This is a genomic window from Streptomyces sp. BK239 (assembly GCF_004217285.1).
GTDB lineage: Bacteria > Actinomycetota > Actinomycetes > Streptomycetales > Streptomycetaceae > Streptomyces.
The window spans coordinates 666,824-683,877 of the sequence record NZ_SHKS01000002.1; the positions used below are offsets into that span (position 1 = coordinate 666,824).

11 protein-coding genes are annotated in these 17,054 nt (G+C 71.0%); 7 read left to right on the top strand and 4 right to left on the bottom strand.

The window, feature by feature from the left end; genetic code table 11:
* Positions 1-171 precede the first annotated feature (171 nt).
* Positions 172-2,445, bottom strand: coding sequence for an FtsX-like permease family protein (locus EV567_RS08830; RefSeq protein ID WP_242620722.1), 2,274 nt, complete (start codon positions 2,443-2,445; stop codon positions 172-174).
* A 29-nt stretch (positions 2,446-2,474) separates the two neighbouring features.
* Positions 2,475-3,185 (bottom strand): ABC transporter ATP-binding protein, encoded by a 711-nt coding sequence (locus EV567_RS08835; RefSeq protein WP_130438096.1) that lies wholly within the window; start codon positions 3,183-3,185, stop codon positions 2,475-2,477.
* A 139-nt stretch (positions 3,186-3,324) separates the two neighbouring features.
* Between EV567_RS08835 and EV567_RS08840 the strand changes: the two genes are divergently transcribed.
* Positions 3,325-4,161: a sensor histidine kinase gene (locus EV567_RS08840; protein ID WP_242620723.1), complete on the top strand. Its 837-nt coding sequence runs from the start codon at positions 3,325-3,327 to the stop codon at positions 4,159-4,161.
* 29 nt (positions 4,162-4,190) lie between these two features.
* Positions 4,191-4,937 carry a response regulator transcription factor gene (locus EV567_RS08845; protein WP_278044742.1) on the top strand — a complete coding sequence of 249 codons (747 nt, stop codon included), beginning with the start codon at positions 4,191-4,193 and terminating at the stop codon, positions 4,935-4,937.
* A 51-nt stretch (positions 4,938-4,988) separates the two neighbouring features.
* Here the strand turns inward: EV567_RS08845 and EV567_RS08850 are convergent, their stop codons facing one another.
* The gene (locus EV567_RS08850; protein WP_207228712.1) at positions 4,989-7,802 is read right to left on the bottom strand and encodes an aconitate hydratase; all 2,814 of its coding nucleotides are present in this window, start codon (positions 7,800-7,802) and stop codon (positions 4,989-4,991) included.
* A gap of 437 nt (positions 7,803-8,239) precedes the next feature.
* Here EV567_RS08850 and EV567_RS08855 point away from each other — a divergent pair, with 437 nt between their 5' ends.
* From EV567_RS08855 to EV567_RS08875, 5 genes are all read left to right on the top strand, one after another.
* Positions 8,240-9,217 (top strand): GNAT family N-acetyltransferase, encoded by a 978-nt coding sequence (locus EV567_RS08855; RefSeq protein ID WP_130438333.1) that lies wholly within the window; start codon positions 8,240-8,242, stop codon positions 9,215-9,217.
* Between the two features lie 68 nt (positions 9,218-9,285).
* Positions 9,286-9,486, top strand: a complete 201-nt coding sequence (locus EV567_RS08860; RefSeq protein WP_130438099.1) for a DUF4236 domain-containing protein — start codon at positions 9,286-9,288, stop codon at positions 9,484-9,486.
* A gap of 65 nt (positions 9,487-9,551) precedes the next feature.
* Positions 9,552-11,081: a UDP-N-acetylglucosamine 1-carboxyvinyltransferase gene (locus EV567_RS08865; RefSeq protein WP_130438100.1), complete on the top strand. Its 1,530-nt coding sequence runs from the start codon at positions 9,552-9,554 to the stop codon at positions 11,079-11,081.
* Between the two features lie 380 nt (positions 11,082-11,461).
* A complete protein-coding gene (locus tag EV567_RS08870) occupies positions 11,462-11,845 on the top strand; it encodes an effector-associated constant component EACC1 (RefSeq protein ID WP_130438101.1) in 384 nt (127 codons plus the stop codon).
* A 6-nt stretch (positions 11,846-11,851) separates the two neighbouring features.
* Positions 11,852-15,757: a caspase, EACC1-associated type gene (locus tag EV567_RS08875; RefSeq protein WP_130438102.1), complete on the top strand. Its 3,906-nt coding sequence runs from the start codon at positions 11,852-11,854 to the stop codon at positions 15,755-15,757.
* A 48-nt stretch (positions 15,758-15,805) separates the two neighbouring features.
* Here EV567_RS08875 and EV567_RS08880 read toward each other — a convergent pair whose 3' ends face one another.
* A complete protein-coding gene (locus EV567_RS08880) occupies positions 15,806-16,861 on the bottom strand; it encodes a beta family protein (RefSeq protein WP_130438103.1) in 1,056 nt (351 codons plus the stop codon).
* Positions 16,862-17,054: the final 193 nt, after the last annotated feature.

Here is a 17,054-nt window from a genome sequence, read left to right on the forward strand (position 1 = left end):
CCGACGCGGGGGTGCGTGTGGGGGTGCGGAAGAGAGGTGAAGCGGGAGCGAACCCGGGCGGGTTCCGGTCCACCGGATGGGAGCGCTCCCACCTCACCTGAGCCGGAAGATAACCGCAGAGCGCCCGTTTGTAAACGCCTGCCGCGGCCCTGTCGACGGCATCGGAGGGGGCTACTCGTTGTGCAGCACCTCGGCGATGGTCAGCCGCGCCGCTGACCGCGCCGGTACCAGCGCGCCCAGTACGGCGATGGTGACGCCCGACAGGATCAGCGCGGCCAGCTGCGGCATGTGCCAGACCTGCTTCATGGACTCCGGGAAGGAGACCACTCCCACGTGGTCCACCACCAGCCGGTGCGCGACGATCCCCACGGGGATCCCCAGGAGAGCGCCGACCACTCCCAGAGCCGCGACCGACGACACCGTCATCACCACGACCTGGCGCGGGGTCATCCCGATCGACTTGAGCATGCCCAGGTCGCGGCGCCGCTCACGGATGTTGAGCAGGACGGTGTTGAACACCCCGAGCGCAGCCACGGAGGTCAGCAGCACGGTGAACACCGACGAGAAGCCGACAACGGTCGTGGTGGCGGCGTTGTCCGAGCGCAGCACCGTGGGGCGCAGGGCCGGATCGGCCGCCCCGATCGCTTCGACGCAGCGCTGGGGGTCGGCGCCGGGAGCGAGCCGGATCGTGTACTCGGCAGCCCGTGGCGTCGGGTCCAGCCCCGCCAGGGTCCGCCAGTCGAAGTCCAGTGCCTGGGCGTTGCCTTCCATGAGCTCGCCCACGATGGTGACGGGTGCCTGCCTGCCGTTCAGCCGGACGGTGACCCGGTCGCCCACCGACAAGCCGTGCTGGCGGAGGAACGCCGGACCGGCTGCGGCCTCCCCGGCACCGGCCGGCCAGTGTCCCTCGACGATCGCGGAGGCGAGATCCTGCGTGTCCCCGCGGTAGAAGTTGGCGAACACGGTCTGGGCGGCCCCGGAGAGACTCACCTTGGTGAGCGCGCGGGCGGTCACGCGCTCGGCCCCGGGCAGGGAGCGCAGTCGTTGTTCGGTCTGCCGGTCGCTCGCTTCCGGAGCGGTCCCACCGCGGGCGGGCCTATCGGCCTGCACGTGAATCCGGGCGGCCCCGTCGCTCTTGCCGGCCTTCTCGTAGGCGACCATGGTGCTGGTCAGACCGGTCGTCAGGGTCACGGTGGCGACCCCCAGGACAATGGCCGCCATGGTCAGCAGGGACCGGCCCGGCCGGGCGAACGGCTGGCCCAACCCCAGGCTCACGGCCCTCGGCAGCCGGGTTCCGCCGAGTCGGCGCTGGACCCGCAGTCCCCGTCCGGTCCGCGGTGCGGTGCCTGCCGTGATCGCCTGGGCCGCGGACAGGCGGTGAGCGCGTACGGCGGGGATCAGGGCGGCGACGACGACGAGGGCGGGCATGCTCAGCAGGCAGACGGCTGACGGCCACCAGCTGACGCCGATCGAGGCGCTGCCCGTCTCGATGCCGGAGAAGGCCGCCCGCAGGACGGGGCCGGCCACCGCGTTCCCGACCGCGACGCCGAGCGCACAGCCGACGATCGCCGGGACGCAGACCATCGTCAGGTAGACCGCCACCACTTGTCCCGGGGTGAAGCCCAGCGACTTGAGCACGCCGATGTGCCGGTGCCCGGAGACGACCGCTCCGCTGACGACGTTCCCGACGATCAGTGCGGAGAGCACAAGGCCGAGGACGCCGAAGAGAGTCATGAACGGCAGGTACGCGTCGGCCTGTGCGGCGAAGGCGCGCTTGAGGGCGAGGTACGACTGCGCGGTGGTCAGCGAATCGGCGGGGACTTCGGCGGTGGCTGCGGTGAGGCCGGCACGCAGCTGCTGCTCGGTCGCGGCGTCGGTGAAGCGGTAGAGCATCTGGGCGGTGGTGGGGCGCAGTCGGTCCATCTGCTCGGGTGAGACCCAGGCGCCGGCCGACTTGCTCATGCTGGTGGCGAACCCGACGACGGTGAGTGTCGGGGCGCCGCGAGCCTTCAACTCGGTGCCGAGCAGGCCGGGGCCGGGTGTCCCGCCGACGGGCCAGTTGACGACGATCTCACCGGGAGCGCCGACCCAGCGGCCTTCGAGGAGACGGATGCGGTCCACCGGGCCGTCCGGATCGGCCCGGCCCACGACCGACAGAGAACCGGGCGCCATCCACAGCCAGTTGTCGGGCATGTCCAGGACGGCTTGCCCGAAGGGTCCGGCGGCGGCCTCGACGCCGGGGCGGCGGGCCGTCCGCGCGAGCTGCGCACGCGATGCGTCTCCCAGGTCGAACACCGCGACCGTGTGGGCCCCGCGCTGCTGGTCGAAGGCTTTGTCGAAGGGAGCTGAAGCCGCGGTGAGCAGCCCCAGCCCGAGCAGGACGGTCGTGGTCGCGCACAGGACCACCAACCCGATGACGAACGTCTGGAGCCTGCGGTGTCTCACCGCCGCCCTCGAGGCCCTCCACACGGCGTTCACCTGGTCGGCTCCAGCGTGCTCTCGCGGGCCACCCGGCCGTCGGCGACCTCGACGAGGCGGCTGGCGCAGCGGTCGGCCAGGCGCGGGTCGTGCGTGACGATCAACAGGGTCTGCCCGATCTGGTTGAGGTCGATCAGCAGGTCCATGACCTGCTCTCCCGAGCGGCTGTCGAGCGCGCCCGTCGGCTCGTCGGCCAAGAGCAGGGCCGGGCGGTTCATCAGGGCCCGGGCCACGGCCACTCGTTGACGCTCGCCTCCGCTCAACGCGGCGGGGTAGGCGTCCTTGCGGTCGGCGATGTCCAGTTCGTCGAGCAGTTCCAGTGCACGGCGGCGTGCCTGCCGGGCGGACGTGCCGGTCAGCTGGGCGGCCAGCGCTACGTTGTCGAGGGCGGGGAGATCGTCGATCAGGTTGAAGAACTGGAAGATCATGCCGATGTGCCGCCGCCGGAACAGCGCCAGCCCCGTCTCGTTCAGCGTCCCCAGATCCTGACCGTGGACCTGCACCGTTCCCGACGTGGGACGGTCCAGACCGGCGACCATGTTGAGCAAGGTGGACTTGCCGCACCCGGAGGGCCCCATCACCGCTACCGCCTCCCCGGCACGGATGTCCAGGCAGACGCCGTTCAGGGCCTTCGCGTCGCCGTACTCCTTGTGGACGTCGTCCAACCGGACGACGGTCTGTCCGGAGCTGTCAGGATCAGTTGTCATGGGATGAACCTAGAAGTGCCCGGACCGGTGCGGCGTCCTCCACCGGATGTAACCGGCCCCGCAGCTCATCCTGGGGATGTACGGAACTGGGTCCGGAGCATGACGCGGACGGGTGTGCCGGGCTGCGATGCTCGCTGCGATGGGGAGTTCAGGGTTGGTCTGGCTGGTCATGGCACTGGCGGCGGCGTGCACCGCCGTGGTCGTCCTGGGAGTGGCACTCGCCCGGGCACGTCGGCGGCACCGGGCAGCTGTCGAAGAGCGGGGGTGGCTGCTGGAGCGGGAGCGGGAGGCAGCGGCACGGACCGCGGTCGACGCCGAGCGGGCCAGGATCGCAGCCGAACTCCACGACATCGTCAGTCACAACGTGAGCCTCATGGTGGTCCAGGCCGGGGCAGCCCGCGAGGTGCTGAGCACGTTGCCCGACGAGGCGGAGGCCGCGCTGAGCGCCGTGGAGAACGCGGGACGGACCGCGATGACCGAGCTGCGGCACCTGCTCGGCCTGCTCGCCCCCGCGCAGAGCGGCGAGGACGAACCTTACGGCCAGGACCTGGCGCCGCAGCCCAGCCTGAGCCGGCTCAGCTCGCTGGTCGACCGGATCGCCTTCGCCGGCCTGCCCGTGGAGGTACGTGTCTCCGGAGAGCCCCGCCCGCTGCCGAGCGGGATCGATGTCACCGCCTACCGGATCATCCAGGAGGCGCTGACGAACGCCCTCAAGCACAGCGACGGAACCCAAGCCGAGGTGACGGTGCGGTACGCGGAGCACTGCCTGCGCGTCGAAGTCCTGAACAGCGGACCGAGCGTCCTGGCCGGCGACGCCGTCCGGGCCGGCAGCCGCCCGGGCCGGGCGGACGGCGCGGGACGGGGACTGGTCGGTCTCCGGGAGCGGATCGCCGTCTACGGCGGCGACCTGGACGCCCGGCGTCGCCTGGGCGGCGGCTACCGGGTCCGCGCCCGGATCCCGCTGGACCGGCCGTGACCCCGCCCGCCGATCCTGGCCCCCGCGTCGTGATAGCCGACGACCAGGAGCTGGTCCGTACCGGCTTCCGCCTGATCCTGACCGCACGCGGCATCGACGTGGTCGGCGAGGCCGCGGACGGAGCCGAGGCCGTCAGAGCCGTCCGCCGCCTGCGCCCCGACGTCGTGCTCCTGGACATCCGCATGCCGGCCATGGACGGTCTGGAAGCCGCCCGCCGGATCCTCGCCCAGGCGCCGGACTGCCGGGTGATCATGCTGACCACCTTCGACCTCGACTCCTACGTCTACGCGGCCCTCGCCGCCGGCGCCAGCGGCTTCCTGCTCAAGGACGTCACACCCGCACACCTCGCAGCCGCCGTGCGCCTGGTCGACACCGGCGACGCGCTGCTCGCCCCCTCGATCACCCGCCGTCTGGTGGAACGCCACGCCTCCGGCGCCGCACGGACCGCTCCCGGCTCGGCTTCCCTCGCCGTCCACCGCGACCTCGCCGCGCTGACACCGCGCGAGCGGGAGGTGCTGACGCTCATGGGCAGGGGCTTGTCCAACGCCGAACTCGCCCGGGTGCTGACACTGAGCGAAGCGACGGTGAAAACCCATGTGGCCCGGATCTTCGCCAAGCTGACGCTGCGGGACCGGGCCCAGGCCGTCGTCCTTGCCTACGAGACGGGACTGGTCTCACCGGGCGGATCCGCGCACTGCGCCGACCCGGACCGCTGGAGCACGTCCGAGCCGCATCACCGTGGCCGTCCGGGAACGGCGCAGGGCCGCACCCCTTGAGCGGGGTGCGGCCCTGTGGCGGCTCGGGGCCGCCGTGGCGGGTGTCGCCGCTTACTTGCGGATCAGGCTGCGCAGCACGTACTGCATGATGCCGCCGTTGCGGTAGTAGTCGGCCTCGCCGGGGGTGTCGATGCGGACGACCGCGTCGAACTCGACGCCCGTGTCGGTGGTGACCTTCACCGTGCGCGGGGTGGTGCCGTTGTTGAGCTCCTCGACGCCGGTGAAGGAGAAGGTCTCCTCGCCGGTCAGGCCGAGGGTCTCGGCGGACTGGCCCTCCGGGAACTGGAGCGGCAGCACGCCCATGCCGATCAGGTTCGAGCGGTGGATGCGCTCGTAGGACTCGGCGATGACGGCCTTCACGCCGAGCAGCGCGGTGCCCTTGGCGGCCCAGTCGCGGGACGAGCCGGAGCCGTACTCCTTGCCGGCCAGGATGACCAGCGGGATGCCCTGCTCGATGTAGTTGCGCGAGGCGTCGTAGATGAACGCCACCGGCGCGTCGGCCTGGGTGAAGTCGCGGGTGTAGCCGCCCTCGGTGCCCGGCGCGATCTGGTTGCGCAGGCGGATGTTGGCGAACGTGCCGCGGATCATGACCTCGTGGTTGCCTCGGCGGGAGCCGTAGGAGTTGAAGTCACGACGCTCCACACCGTGCTCGGTGAGGTACTTGCCGGCCGGGGTGTCGGCCTTGATGGCGCCGGCCGGGGAGATGTGGTCGGTGGTGACCGAGTCGCCCAGCTTGGCGAGCACGCGCGCGCCGGTGATGTCGGTGACCGGGGACGGCTCGTGCGCCATGCCCTCGAAGTACGGGGGCTTGCGGACGTAGGTCGACTCGGCGTCCCACTCGAAGGTGTTGCCGGTCGGGATCGGCAGCGCCTGCCACTGGGCGTCGCCCGCGAAGACGTCCTGGTAGGACTTGGCGAACATGTCCTCGCCGATGGCGTTGGCGACGACGTCGTTGACCTCGGCCTCGGAGGGCCAGATGTCCTTGAGGAAGACCGGGTTGCCGTCCTGGTCGGCGCCCAGGGCGTCGCGCGTGATGTCGACCTTCATGGAGCCGGCGAGGGCGTAGGCGACGACCAGCGGCGGGGACGCCAGGTAGTTCATCTTGACGTCGGGGTTGATACGGCCCTCGAAGTTCCGGTTGCCGGAGAGGACCGAGGTGACCGCGAGGTCGTGGTCGTTGACGGCCTTGGAGACCTCCTCCGGCAGCGGGCCGGAGTTGCCGATGCAGGTGGTGCAGCCGTAGCCGACGAGGTTGAAGCCGACCTTGTCGAGGTACGGGGTGAGGCCCGCCTTGTCGAAGTAGTCGGTGACGACCTTCGAGCCGGGCGCGAGGGTGGTCTTGACCCACGGCTTGCGGGTCAGGCCCTTCTCCACGGCCTTCTTCGCGACGAGCGCGGCGGCGACCATGACGTACGGGTTCGAGGTGTTGGTGCAGGAGGTGATCGCCGCGACCGTCACAGCACCGTGGTCGATCTCGTAGGTCGAGCCGTCGGGGGCGGTCACGGTGACCGGGTTGGACGGTACGGCGGCACCGGTGCCGTCGGCGTGCTGCGGCGCGCCGGCGCCGTTCTCCTGGCTGCCGTAGGCGGGGGCGTCGGAGGCCGGGAAGGACTCGGCGCTGGCCTCGTCGACCGGGGAGGCCGCGGCGGCGGGCGTCTGCGCGACGGGCGCCTCGACGTAGTTGAGGACGTCCTTGGCGAACTGCTCGGCGGCGTCGGCGAGGACGATGCGGTCCTGCGGGCGCTTCGGGCCGGCGATGGAGGGGACGACCGTCGACAGGTCCAGCTCGAGCTTCTCGGAGAAGTCCGGCTCGGCCTTCGGGTCCAGCCAGAGGCCCTGCTCCTTGGCGTACGCCTCGACGAGCGCGACCTGCTGCTGGGAACGGCCGGTCAGCTTCAGGTAGTTCAGGGTCTCGTCGTCGATCGGGAAGATCGCGGCGGTGGAGCCGAACTCCGGGGACATGTTGCCGATGGTGGCGCGGTTCGCCAGGGAGGTGGCGGAGACGCCCTCGCCGTAGAACTCGACGAACTTGCCGACGACGCCGTGCTTGCGCAGCATCTCGGTGATGGTGAGCACGAGGTCGGTGGCGGTGGTGCCGGGCTGGAGCTCACCGGTCAGCTTGAAGCCGACTACGCGCGGGATGAGCATGGAGACCGGCTGGCCGAGCATCGCGGCCTCGGCCTCGATGCCGCCGACGCCCCAGCCGAGGACGCCGAGACCGTTGACCATGGTGGTGTGCGAGTCGGTGCCGACGAGGGTGTCGGGGTACGCCTGGCCGTTCCGGACCATGACCGTGCGCGCCAGGTGCTCGATGTTCACCTGGTGAACGATGCCGGTGCCGGGCGGGACGACCTTGAACTCGTCGAAGGCGGTCTGGCCCCAGCGCAGGAACTGGTAGCGCTCCTTGTTGCGGCCGTACTCCAGCTCCACGTTCTGCGCGAAGGCGTCGTGGCTGCCGAACTTGTCGGCGATGACGGAGTGGTCGATGACCAGCTCGGCCGGGGCCAGCGGGTTGATCTTCGCCGGGTCGCCGCCGAGCTCCTTGACGGCCTCACGCATGGTGGCGAGGTCGACGACACAAGGGACGCCGGTGAAGTCCTGCATGATCACGCGGGCCGGCGTGAACTGGATCTCCTGGGAGGGCTGGGCCTGCGAGTCCCAGTTGCCGAGGGCGCGGATGTGGTCGGCGGTGATGTTCGCGCCGTCCTCCGTGCGGAGCAGGTTCTCCAGCAGGACCTTGAGGCTGTACGGCAGGCGGGCCGAGCCCTCCACCTTGTCCAGCCGGAAGATCTCGTACGACTCGTCGCCCACCTGCAGCGTGCTGCGGGCGTCGAAGCTGTTCGCCGACACGACAGTCTCCTTCATTGATGTGCGCGTACCACCGCATCCTGCCGCCACGCGAGCTTGTCCGATCCGCTGAGGTCAGGCTAAGTTAGGCAACCCTTACTGCCAGACCGGGATGCGTGCGACTGCGGTGCGCCTCGGCAGATATCTCGATGTCGAGATAACTCTAGTACATGAGGGCTGATTGGTCATGCCCGGGCCCGGCGTCCTGCCCCGGTGCCCCCGGGGAGCCCCGGCCTTTTCCAAAGGGATTGCGCACCGGGGAAGGGGTCGGATAGACGTTGCGACCGAGCCTCTGCCGCAAGGGCGGCGGGCAACGGCTGTGAGAGGAGGGACAAGCCGATGAACCGCATGATCACCGCGCTTGCGTCCTTCCGGGGCGCGGATCGCGTCTGACCCCGGAGCGGACGGGCGCCTTCACCGGAGTGTGCCTGAACGTGGAACACGACAGCGTCACCATGCGTCCCATCAAGGGACGCGAAGAACTCGACCTCTTCTCCCGGCTGCCCTACGTCCTCAACGAGGAACTGGCGGATGACCTGGCCGCCGGCCGCCGACGCCCGGAATGGATGTGGGTGGCCCTGCGCGGCGACCGACTGCTGGCCAGAGCCGCCTGGTGGGGCCGGGCGGGCAGCGACACACCCCTCATCCTGGACGTCCTCGACATCGACGACCACGGCGCGCGTTCCGATCACGCGGACATCGCGGTGCGACTCCTGCACACCGCGATGACCGCCGTCCGTACGAACGGATCGCGTCCCCCGGAATACAGCCGCTTCGTCCCGCCGGACTGGCGCGAGAACACGGCGACCAGACAGGCCGTCGAGCACCGCATGGCGGTACTGGAGAGGGCCGGCGCCCGGCTCTTCGTCGAACGGCTGCGGTTGGAGTGGCGTCCGGAATCGCCGGTGCCCATACCCACCGAGCGCCTCGCGTTCCGGCCGATCCCTGACACCGGGGAGCTCGTCGCCTTGATGACCTCGGCCCTGGACGGCACCCTCGACGCACACGGCTGTGCCGATCTGACCCGGATGTCCGCCCAGGACGCGGCCCTCAAGCACTACGAGGACGAACTCGCGCGCTACACCAGTCCGCGAGACTGGTGGCGGATCGCAACGCTGCCCGACGGAGAGCCAGTGGGGTTCGTCCTCCCCGCCCACAACGGTTACCACGCGATCATCGCCTACATCGCGGTTCTTCCCGCGCACCGCGGCAACGGCTACGTCGACGACCTTCTCGCCGAGGGCACCCGCATCCTCGCCGAGCAGGACGTCCCTCGCGTCCGCGCGTCCACCGACCTCGGCAACATCCCGATGGCGAACGCCTTCCGACGCGCCGGATACGTCGCCTTCGGGGGTGAGATCAATATGACCTGGCGCCGACCGGGCACCGGGCGGGCGCCTCGAACGCCCGCGCCTGAGGCCGCGTGGCCATGACAGCGCGGAGCGGGGGTAGACGACGGCGGAGAACGCTTTCCGCTGCACGACCCGTCGAAGGAGGCCCGATGCCCCTCACGTTCCGCAAGAGTTTCCGGATCCTGCCCGGTGTGCGCCTGAACATCAACCGGCACTCCTGGTCCATCACCACCGGCGGCGGCTCGCACGGCCCCCGGCACACCCACAGCAGCACCGGCCGCCGTACGACCTCCATGGACCTGCCCGGCCCCTTCGGCTGGCGTCGCACCCGTAGCGCCAAGCGACGCTGACGGGTCCTCACCCGAACGGCCCCCTCCGTGAGGCGCAATCTCATATCTGAGATAACCTCAGCCTCATGGCAGACGACTACCTCGTACGCATCGGCAAGCTCATCCGTGACGCCCGTCAGCACCGGGGCTGGACACAGGCACAGCTGGCCGATGCGCTGGGAACCAGCCAGAGCGCCGTGAACCGTATCGAGCGCGGAAACCAGAACATCAGCCTTGAGATGATCGCTCGAATCGGCGAGGCGCTGGACAGCGAAATCGTCTCTCTGGGCTATGCGGGACCGATGCATCTGCGCGTCGTCGGGCGCCGGCGGCTGTCCGGCGCCATCGACGTGAAGACCAGCAAGAACGCCTGCGTCGCCCTGCTCTGCGCCTCCCTGCTCAACCGGGGACGCACGGTGCTGCGGCGGGTGGCCCGCATCGAGGAGGTCTACCGCCTCTTGGAGGTGCTCAACTCCATCGGCGTGCGCACGCGGTGGATCAACGACGGCGTGGACCTGGAGATCGTCCCGCCGGCCCGGCTGGACATGGACGCGATCGACGCCGAGGCCGCCGTGCGCACCCGGTCGATCATCATGTTCTTCGGCCCGCTGCTGCACCGTATGGACCACTTCAAGCTGCCGTACGCCGGCGGCTGCGACCTCGGGACGCGGACCATCGAGCCGCACATGATCGCGCTGCGCCGGTTCGGGCTGGACATCGCCGCGACGGAGGGGCAGTACCACGCCCAGGTCGACCGGACGGCCCGCCCGGACCGGCCGATCGTGCTGACCGAGCGCGGCGACACCGTGACGGAGAACGCGCTGCTGGCCGCCGCCCGGCACGACGGCGTGACCGTCATCCGCAACGCCTCCTCCAACTACATGGTCCAGGACCTGTGCTTCTTCCTGGAGGCGCTCGGCGTCAAGGTCGAGGGCATCGGCACGACCACGCTCACCGTGCACGGCGTTCCGGACATCGACGTCGACGTCGACTACTCCCCCTCCGAGGACCCGGTCGAGGCGATGAGCCTGCTGGCCGCCGCCGTCGTCACCGAGTCGGAGCTGACGGTGCGCCGGGTGCCGATCGAGTTCCTGGAGATCGAGCTGGCCGTCCTGGAGGAGATGGGGCTCGACCACGACCGCACCCCGGAGTACCCGGCCGACAACGGCCGCACCCGCCTGGTGGACCTCACCGTGCGGCCCTCCAAGCTGGAGGCGCCGATCGACAAGATCCACCCGATGCCGTTCCCCGGCCTGAACATCGACAACGTCCCCTTCTTCGCGGCCATCGCGGCCGTCGCCCAGGGCAAGACCCTCATCCACGACTGGGTCTACGACAACCGCGCGATCTACCTCACCGACCTCAACCGCCTGGGCGGACGGCTCCAGTTGCTGGACCCGCACCGCGTCCTGGTCGAGGGCCCCACCCGCTGGCGCGCCGCCGAGATGATGTGCCCGCCCGCGCTGCGCCCCGCGGTGGTCGTCCTGCTGGCGATGATGGCGGCCGAGGGCACGTCCGTCCTGCGCAACGTGTACGTCATCAACCGCGGCTACGAGGACCTGGCGGAGCGGCTGAACACGATCGGCGCACAGATCGAGACGTTCCGGGACATCTGAGAGCCTTCAGAAACAACGCCCCGCTAACCCCTCCTGACCTGCGTGTATGTAGGCCAGGAGGGGTTCTGCTTCGCCTGTGGGACCTCTCCGGGACGCCCGCAGCGCCCCGCACCCGCGCCGAGCGGCCTCTTGGACGCGACCGCCGAACTGACCGCCAACGCCGTGCAGCACAACCCCGTCCCCGCGCGAGGGTGCGCCGGGCAAGACGGTCTGGGCGGAACCCGACCCTCGCGTGAGACACGCGGAACTCGGCCATCGGCCACCGGGTTCACGCCAACGGCCTGGCGGACCGGGCTCATTGGACCGTCACTGTCAGTGGCGGCCGCTAGTGTCGTTCGCCCGGCGAAGAGCCGGTGAGCCCAGGGGGAGCACGAACCGCCATGCCCGAGAACCACACCGGATACCGGATCTCCGTAGTCGACGAGGACCCGCTGCGCGCCCGCAAGGACGCGCGCGAACTGCTCGCCGCGCTCGCCGAGGCGGACTCCACCGCCAGGCTGGACATGCCCGAACCCGGCAGCCTGACGGGATCCTTCGACAAGGGCGGCCCGTCCGTCGAGACCGTCGGGCTGCTGCTGAGTGCCGGTTCGTTCGTCGCCGCCCTCGTGCAGGTGTGGCTGGCGCGGATCCCGCAGCGCACCATCATGGTCAAGCGGCCCGACGGGGCGGTCCTGCACGTCACCGGCAAGGAGGCCCGCGAGGACGAGACCCTGATCGAGCGGTTCCTCGCGGAGGACGGCGGCAACGGCACGGCGACGGGCTGAGCGGCGATGACCGACAACGACCGCCACGCGTTACTCGTCGGTGTCTCCACGTACGACAGCGCGACGTACCAGAACCTCCCGGCTGTACTGGCCGACCTGCATTACATGCGGGCGGTGCTGGAGAACACCGAGATCGGGATGTACAACGAGTGCGCGGTGGCCGCCGAGCCGACGCGCGCTGAGATGCTGCACGCCGTCGCGACGTTCCTGGAGGCCCGGCAGGCCAGCGAGACCGCACTGCTCTACTTCAGCGGGCACGGCGAGTACTGCGAGCAGGACGGCCAGTTGTACTTCCTGACCCGGGACACCGACCCCGCCGACCTGCCGGGCACGGCCGTACCGGCGCAGTTTCTGGAGCGGATGCTTCAATCCTGCCGGGCCGCCTCCAAACTGGTCCTGCTGGACTGCTGCTCCAGCGGTTCCGTCGTCCAGGGCTGGACCGCCAAGGGACCGGCTGGACAGCCGGACCGGCCCACGCCGAGCACCCTGTTGAAGCCGACCGGTGTGTACTTCATCACCGCGTCCGACGCCCTCCAGGCGGCCTCCGCGATGGCGCCGCAGGGGTCGGACCTCGGCACCTCCCGGTTCACCGGGGAGATCGTCGAGGGCCTGCGCAACGGGCGGATCAAGGACGGCGGCTGGATCACCCCGGACGACCTCTTCGACTACCTGACCGCCCAGATGACCCGCGAGGGTGTGCCCCAGGAGCAGCGGCCCACCAAGTCCACCATCAGGGCCACCCGGAGCCTGCCCTTCGCCCGGTCGGTGGCAAGGCCGGTGCGGCTTCCCGTGCTGCCTCACGATGCCACCGGGGCCGCCCAGCGCTCCCCTGCTCTGCTGAAGGCGCGGGAGGCGGCCGAGGCGGACGAACGGGACGGTGTCGACGCGCAACGGTTGCTGCGGTACTACGCGGACTGCCTCACCGCGCAGGCGGCGGCTGGGATGCGACCGGACCGGGACGCCGGCCGGAACACCAAGTACTTCCTGCTGGCCCAAGGCGAGGAGACCATCCAGTCGGGCCGGGGACCGCACATCGTCGCGCCCGGCTCGCTGCCCCGGCCTCAGGACGGGCGGACCGGATCGGGCGGCGAGTCAGGGTCACGGCAGGAGTACTGGTACGGCTACCCGGCGATCACCCTGCCCGCGCGGGACGGTGGTCGGGGGCGGCGCGCGACAGTGGAGCTGGCGCCGCTGCTCGTCCAGCAGATGGAACTGGCGCCGGACAAGGACGGCCGGGACGTGCTCCGGCCCAGCGGCGTGCCGTCCCTGCACAGCGGCGTCGTCGCGGACCTCCTCGACGCGGGCGACGCCGCCGACCTGGTCGCCCGCTGGCAGCCGGCCTGGCAGGAGGGCAACGACGCCCAGATGCTGCGCGCCGTGCGGGAGCTACTGGAGGAGTTGGGCCTGCCGGAACTTGAACCGCTGGACCCATCTGCGCTCAGCGACCGCACGGTCATGCAGGCGCTGCGGCCCGGCGCGCACAACGCGGCCGTGCTGCTGGTGCCCTCGGGCGCGGAGGCCATGGCCACCCAGGCTCTGGTGGACAATCTGCTGGAGATCTCCACACGGACCGCTCAGATCCCGGGCACTGCCCTTGGCGCGCTGCTGGATGGCGGGGCCCGGGAGGCGCGGGACACGACCTCGGCACCGGCCGACGCGGTGACACCCGTTGCCCCGGGACCGTGCAACGAGAGCCAGGAGCAGGTGATCTCCTCGGCGATGACCCAGCCGCTGACGGTGGCGACCGGGCCGCCCGGTACGGGCAAGAGCGAGGTCGTCACGGCGGTCGTCACCACCTGCGTCGCCGCGGGGCAGTCGGTGCTGGTCGCCTCCACGAACAACGAGGCCGTGAACGTCGTCGCCCAGCGCTGCGACGACATCGCGCCCGGTCTGCTGATGCGGACAGGCAACGCGGAGGCGCTGGAACGGGAGGCGGCCAAACTGGAACGGCTGCTCGCCGCACCGGCCGGAGCGCAACGACGCGGATCGGCCACCGTGAGCGGCGCACTGCGCAACACCCGGGGAGCGGCCGACCGGCTGCGAGTGGAAGCGGCTCGGCGCGTCGGTGAGGAGACGCGGCTGCTGCAACTGCTCCGCGACCGGGAGGAGCGCACCGCCGCCCTGGAGCTGCCCCTGTCCCTCCTCGAAGGGGCCTGGGCGACGGACCCGGACGACTCCACCCCGCTGGACCGATGGGTGGGCCGGGCGCGGAAGACGGCCGCGGCCCGTTGGTGGCAGCTCGGGGCGTGGCGGCGCGGGCGGACGCTCGCCGCGCTGGTCACCGCAGGAGCCGGGCAGTCCGAGGGGTCAGGCCCGGCATGGCCGGCCTGGGCCACGGAACGACCGGTGCCGCCCGGACTGCTGGAGTCTCTGGCCGAGGTCGTGTCCGTGGAGCGGGAGGTGCGGAAACTCGTCCGCGAGCACTGGGATTGGGACGAGGACGGGCTCAAGACGTCCCGGCTGGCGACGGCTCAGGCGCTGACTGGCCTGTCGGCGGAACTCTCCCGCGCCCTGTCCGCCGAGGCCCTCGGCCGGGCGACCGGACTCATGAACCAGCGGCTCCAGGCACTGCGCCGCCGGTCCGGCTACCAGCGCAGCCAGAAGAACCTGATGACGCATGTCAAGGGGTGGGCCGTCAGCACCCACTCAGTGCGGCAACTGGAGCTCACGCCGGAGCTGTTCGACCTCGTCGTCATCGACGAGGCCAGCCAGTGCTCCATTCCATCGGTGCTGCCGCTGCTCTTTCGGGCCCGCCGGGCACTGGTCATCGGTGACCCCATGCAGCTCGGGCACATCCCCGGCGTGTCCCCACAGCAGGAGCGGCAGGCACGGACACGGGCTGGGCTGAGTGCTGCCCAACTGGAGCACCACCGCCTCACCTACCACGTGCACTCCTCGTACCACGCGGCCGAACAGCACGGCGAGGGCGCGCTGCTCCTCGACGAGCACTACCGCTGCCACCCGCAGATCGCGGACGTCGTCAACGGCCACTGCTACGGCGGCCGGCTGCGGGTACTGACCGACGTGCGGCGGCAGGTACCGGCGCACGACCCGGTGGGAGCGGCCGACCCGGCACCGGTGCTCGGCTGGGTCGACGTACCGTCCGGGAGCTCGGCACGCGGCGGCGACGGGCGGTCCTGGCGCAACGCGGCGGAGGCGGAGGCCGTGCGGCATGTGGTCGACGGACTGCTGGCGAGACTCGAACCAGAGGCGACGGTGGGAGTGGTCACGCCGTTCCGCGCGCAGAAGGAGGCACTGGCCCGGATGTGGCGGGACGACGATCGGGTCCGGGTCGGCACCGTCCACACCTTCCAGGGCGGACAGCGCGACGTAATGGTGCTAAGCCCGGTGGCGGCGTCCAACACCCCGCCCCGGACCACGCATTGGGTCGCCAGCCAGGTCAACCTGTGGAACGTGGCGGTCACCCGTGCCAAGTCGCAGCTGGTCACCGTCGGCGGTCTCGCGTTCTGGCAGGAGCAGAGCGGCCTGCCGGCCCTCCTCGCCGCGCGCTCGACGCCGCTGGGAGCGAGCGACGACGGCGCTCCGGCCGACGCCGGCGGGCCCGGCCCGGCGGCCGAGGTCGCCGAGGACCTCGCCGACCGCCTGCAGCGGTACCTGACCGGACGGGGGATCACCGATCTGGAGCGGGCCGTGCTGGTGGGCGGACACCCGGTGGACCTACTGTTCACCGACGCCGGCGAGAACACGGCGGTGCTCATTGACCCCGGGCCGACGGAGCCCGGCGCTGATCCCGCGCGGCACCTCCGGCTCGTCCACGCGCGAGGCGACCTGCTCACCGGCCTGCCCTCCGGGGGCCACGGCGCCAAACCCTGCCCGGTGAGCCGGACGGTTCGGGTCCCGGCCTGGCGGATCCTGTCGGGCGATCCCGCGTTGGCACCGCTCTTCGACTGAGCCACGCACAGGATGGCCGGGTTCCTCGGAGCCTGTCCCGGGGCCCGCTCAGCCGCCGGACAGGCTTCGTACGACGTACGTCATGTGTTGGAGGTCTCCCACCCGCAGCCACTCCGTGGGCCCGCCCACGCCCTCACTGGTCGTGAGTGGGCCGTGCGCGCAGTCGCTCAGCCACTTCTCGCCCTGTCCGGCTTCCCCTCCCCGGAACTCGGGCAGTTCGGTGATCCGGCGGGCCGCGGCACGGTTGACGGCGATCCGGTCGGGGCCTCGTGTCAGCGTCTTGACGAGGAGGTACGAGCTGTCGGTCGTGTAGCGGAGCGCACCCCAGGGCGGGCCGCCTTTCCTCCCGGGCGCCGGGGCCTGCGCGAGGGCACTGGGGGGCTGCACCCCATAGTCGCCGTAGCCGAGGAGCGGGGTGTAGGCCCTGCCCGTCGCGCGCACCTCGTGCCACATGCTCCACTCCGCCCGTGATGCCTCGCACGGCCCCTCCTCCAGCATGTCGGCGGTGACCCGCGGAAAACCGCCTCCGAGCAGGGCGGCGCTCCGCCAGACCGCCAAGGGCACCAGCGCGTCGAGGGCGCGCAGCGCCTCCTTGCCCGCGTCGGGCCGGTCGTCGAGGACCGCGCCCATGTCGAGCAGCAGATCCAGGGGCACTTCCGGACCGGTGCGGTCCAGCAGGTCCCGGACATCCCCACCGAGACGACCGTCCCACTCCGCGGTGACGCGCACCCGCACGCCCAAGCCGCGCAGGCAACGGCGGGCCGTCTCCACGGCCGCCGCCTGCTGCTCCACGGTCCTCTCCGGCCCAGTGACCGGCCTCAGCCGTCCCAACTCGCAGTACACCGCCAGCGCTTCGGAGAGGGCGGCGGTCTGGGCGTTCTCACCGAAGGGAGCGTCGATCCATCCGCCGTAACGGCTCACGGCGCTCACCGGATCGACGTACGTGCCGACCATCGTGCCCAACGACTCCGGGGCCACCCCGGGCAACGGCGGCAGGTTCCACAGCGGTCTGATCGAGGCCCGGACATCCGGCCACAGCAGCCGGAAGGCCCCGGCCGCGTGCGGCTTCGTCGGCAGAACGGGAACATAGAGCGGTCCGGACATCGTGGCTCCCCCTCGGCACCGTCCGTGCGCATCCCTTCCCGCCAGGGTCCGTTCGTCTCGGAGCAGTTGAAAAGAGGGCGATTTCGGCCCACGTGGCCGATGTGGGCAGTATCTGGTCGTTATCGAGCTTGAAGGGTCGTCGGCCATGACCAGCGGGGGTACCGGGACTTCCGCCCGCATCAACAGGTACGAG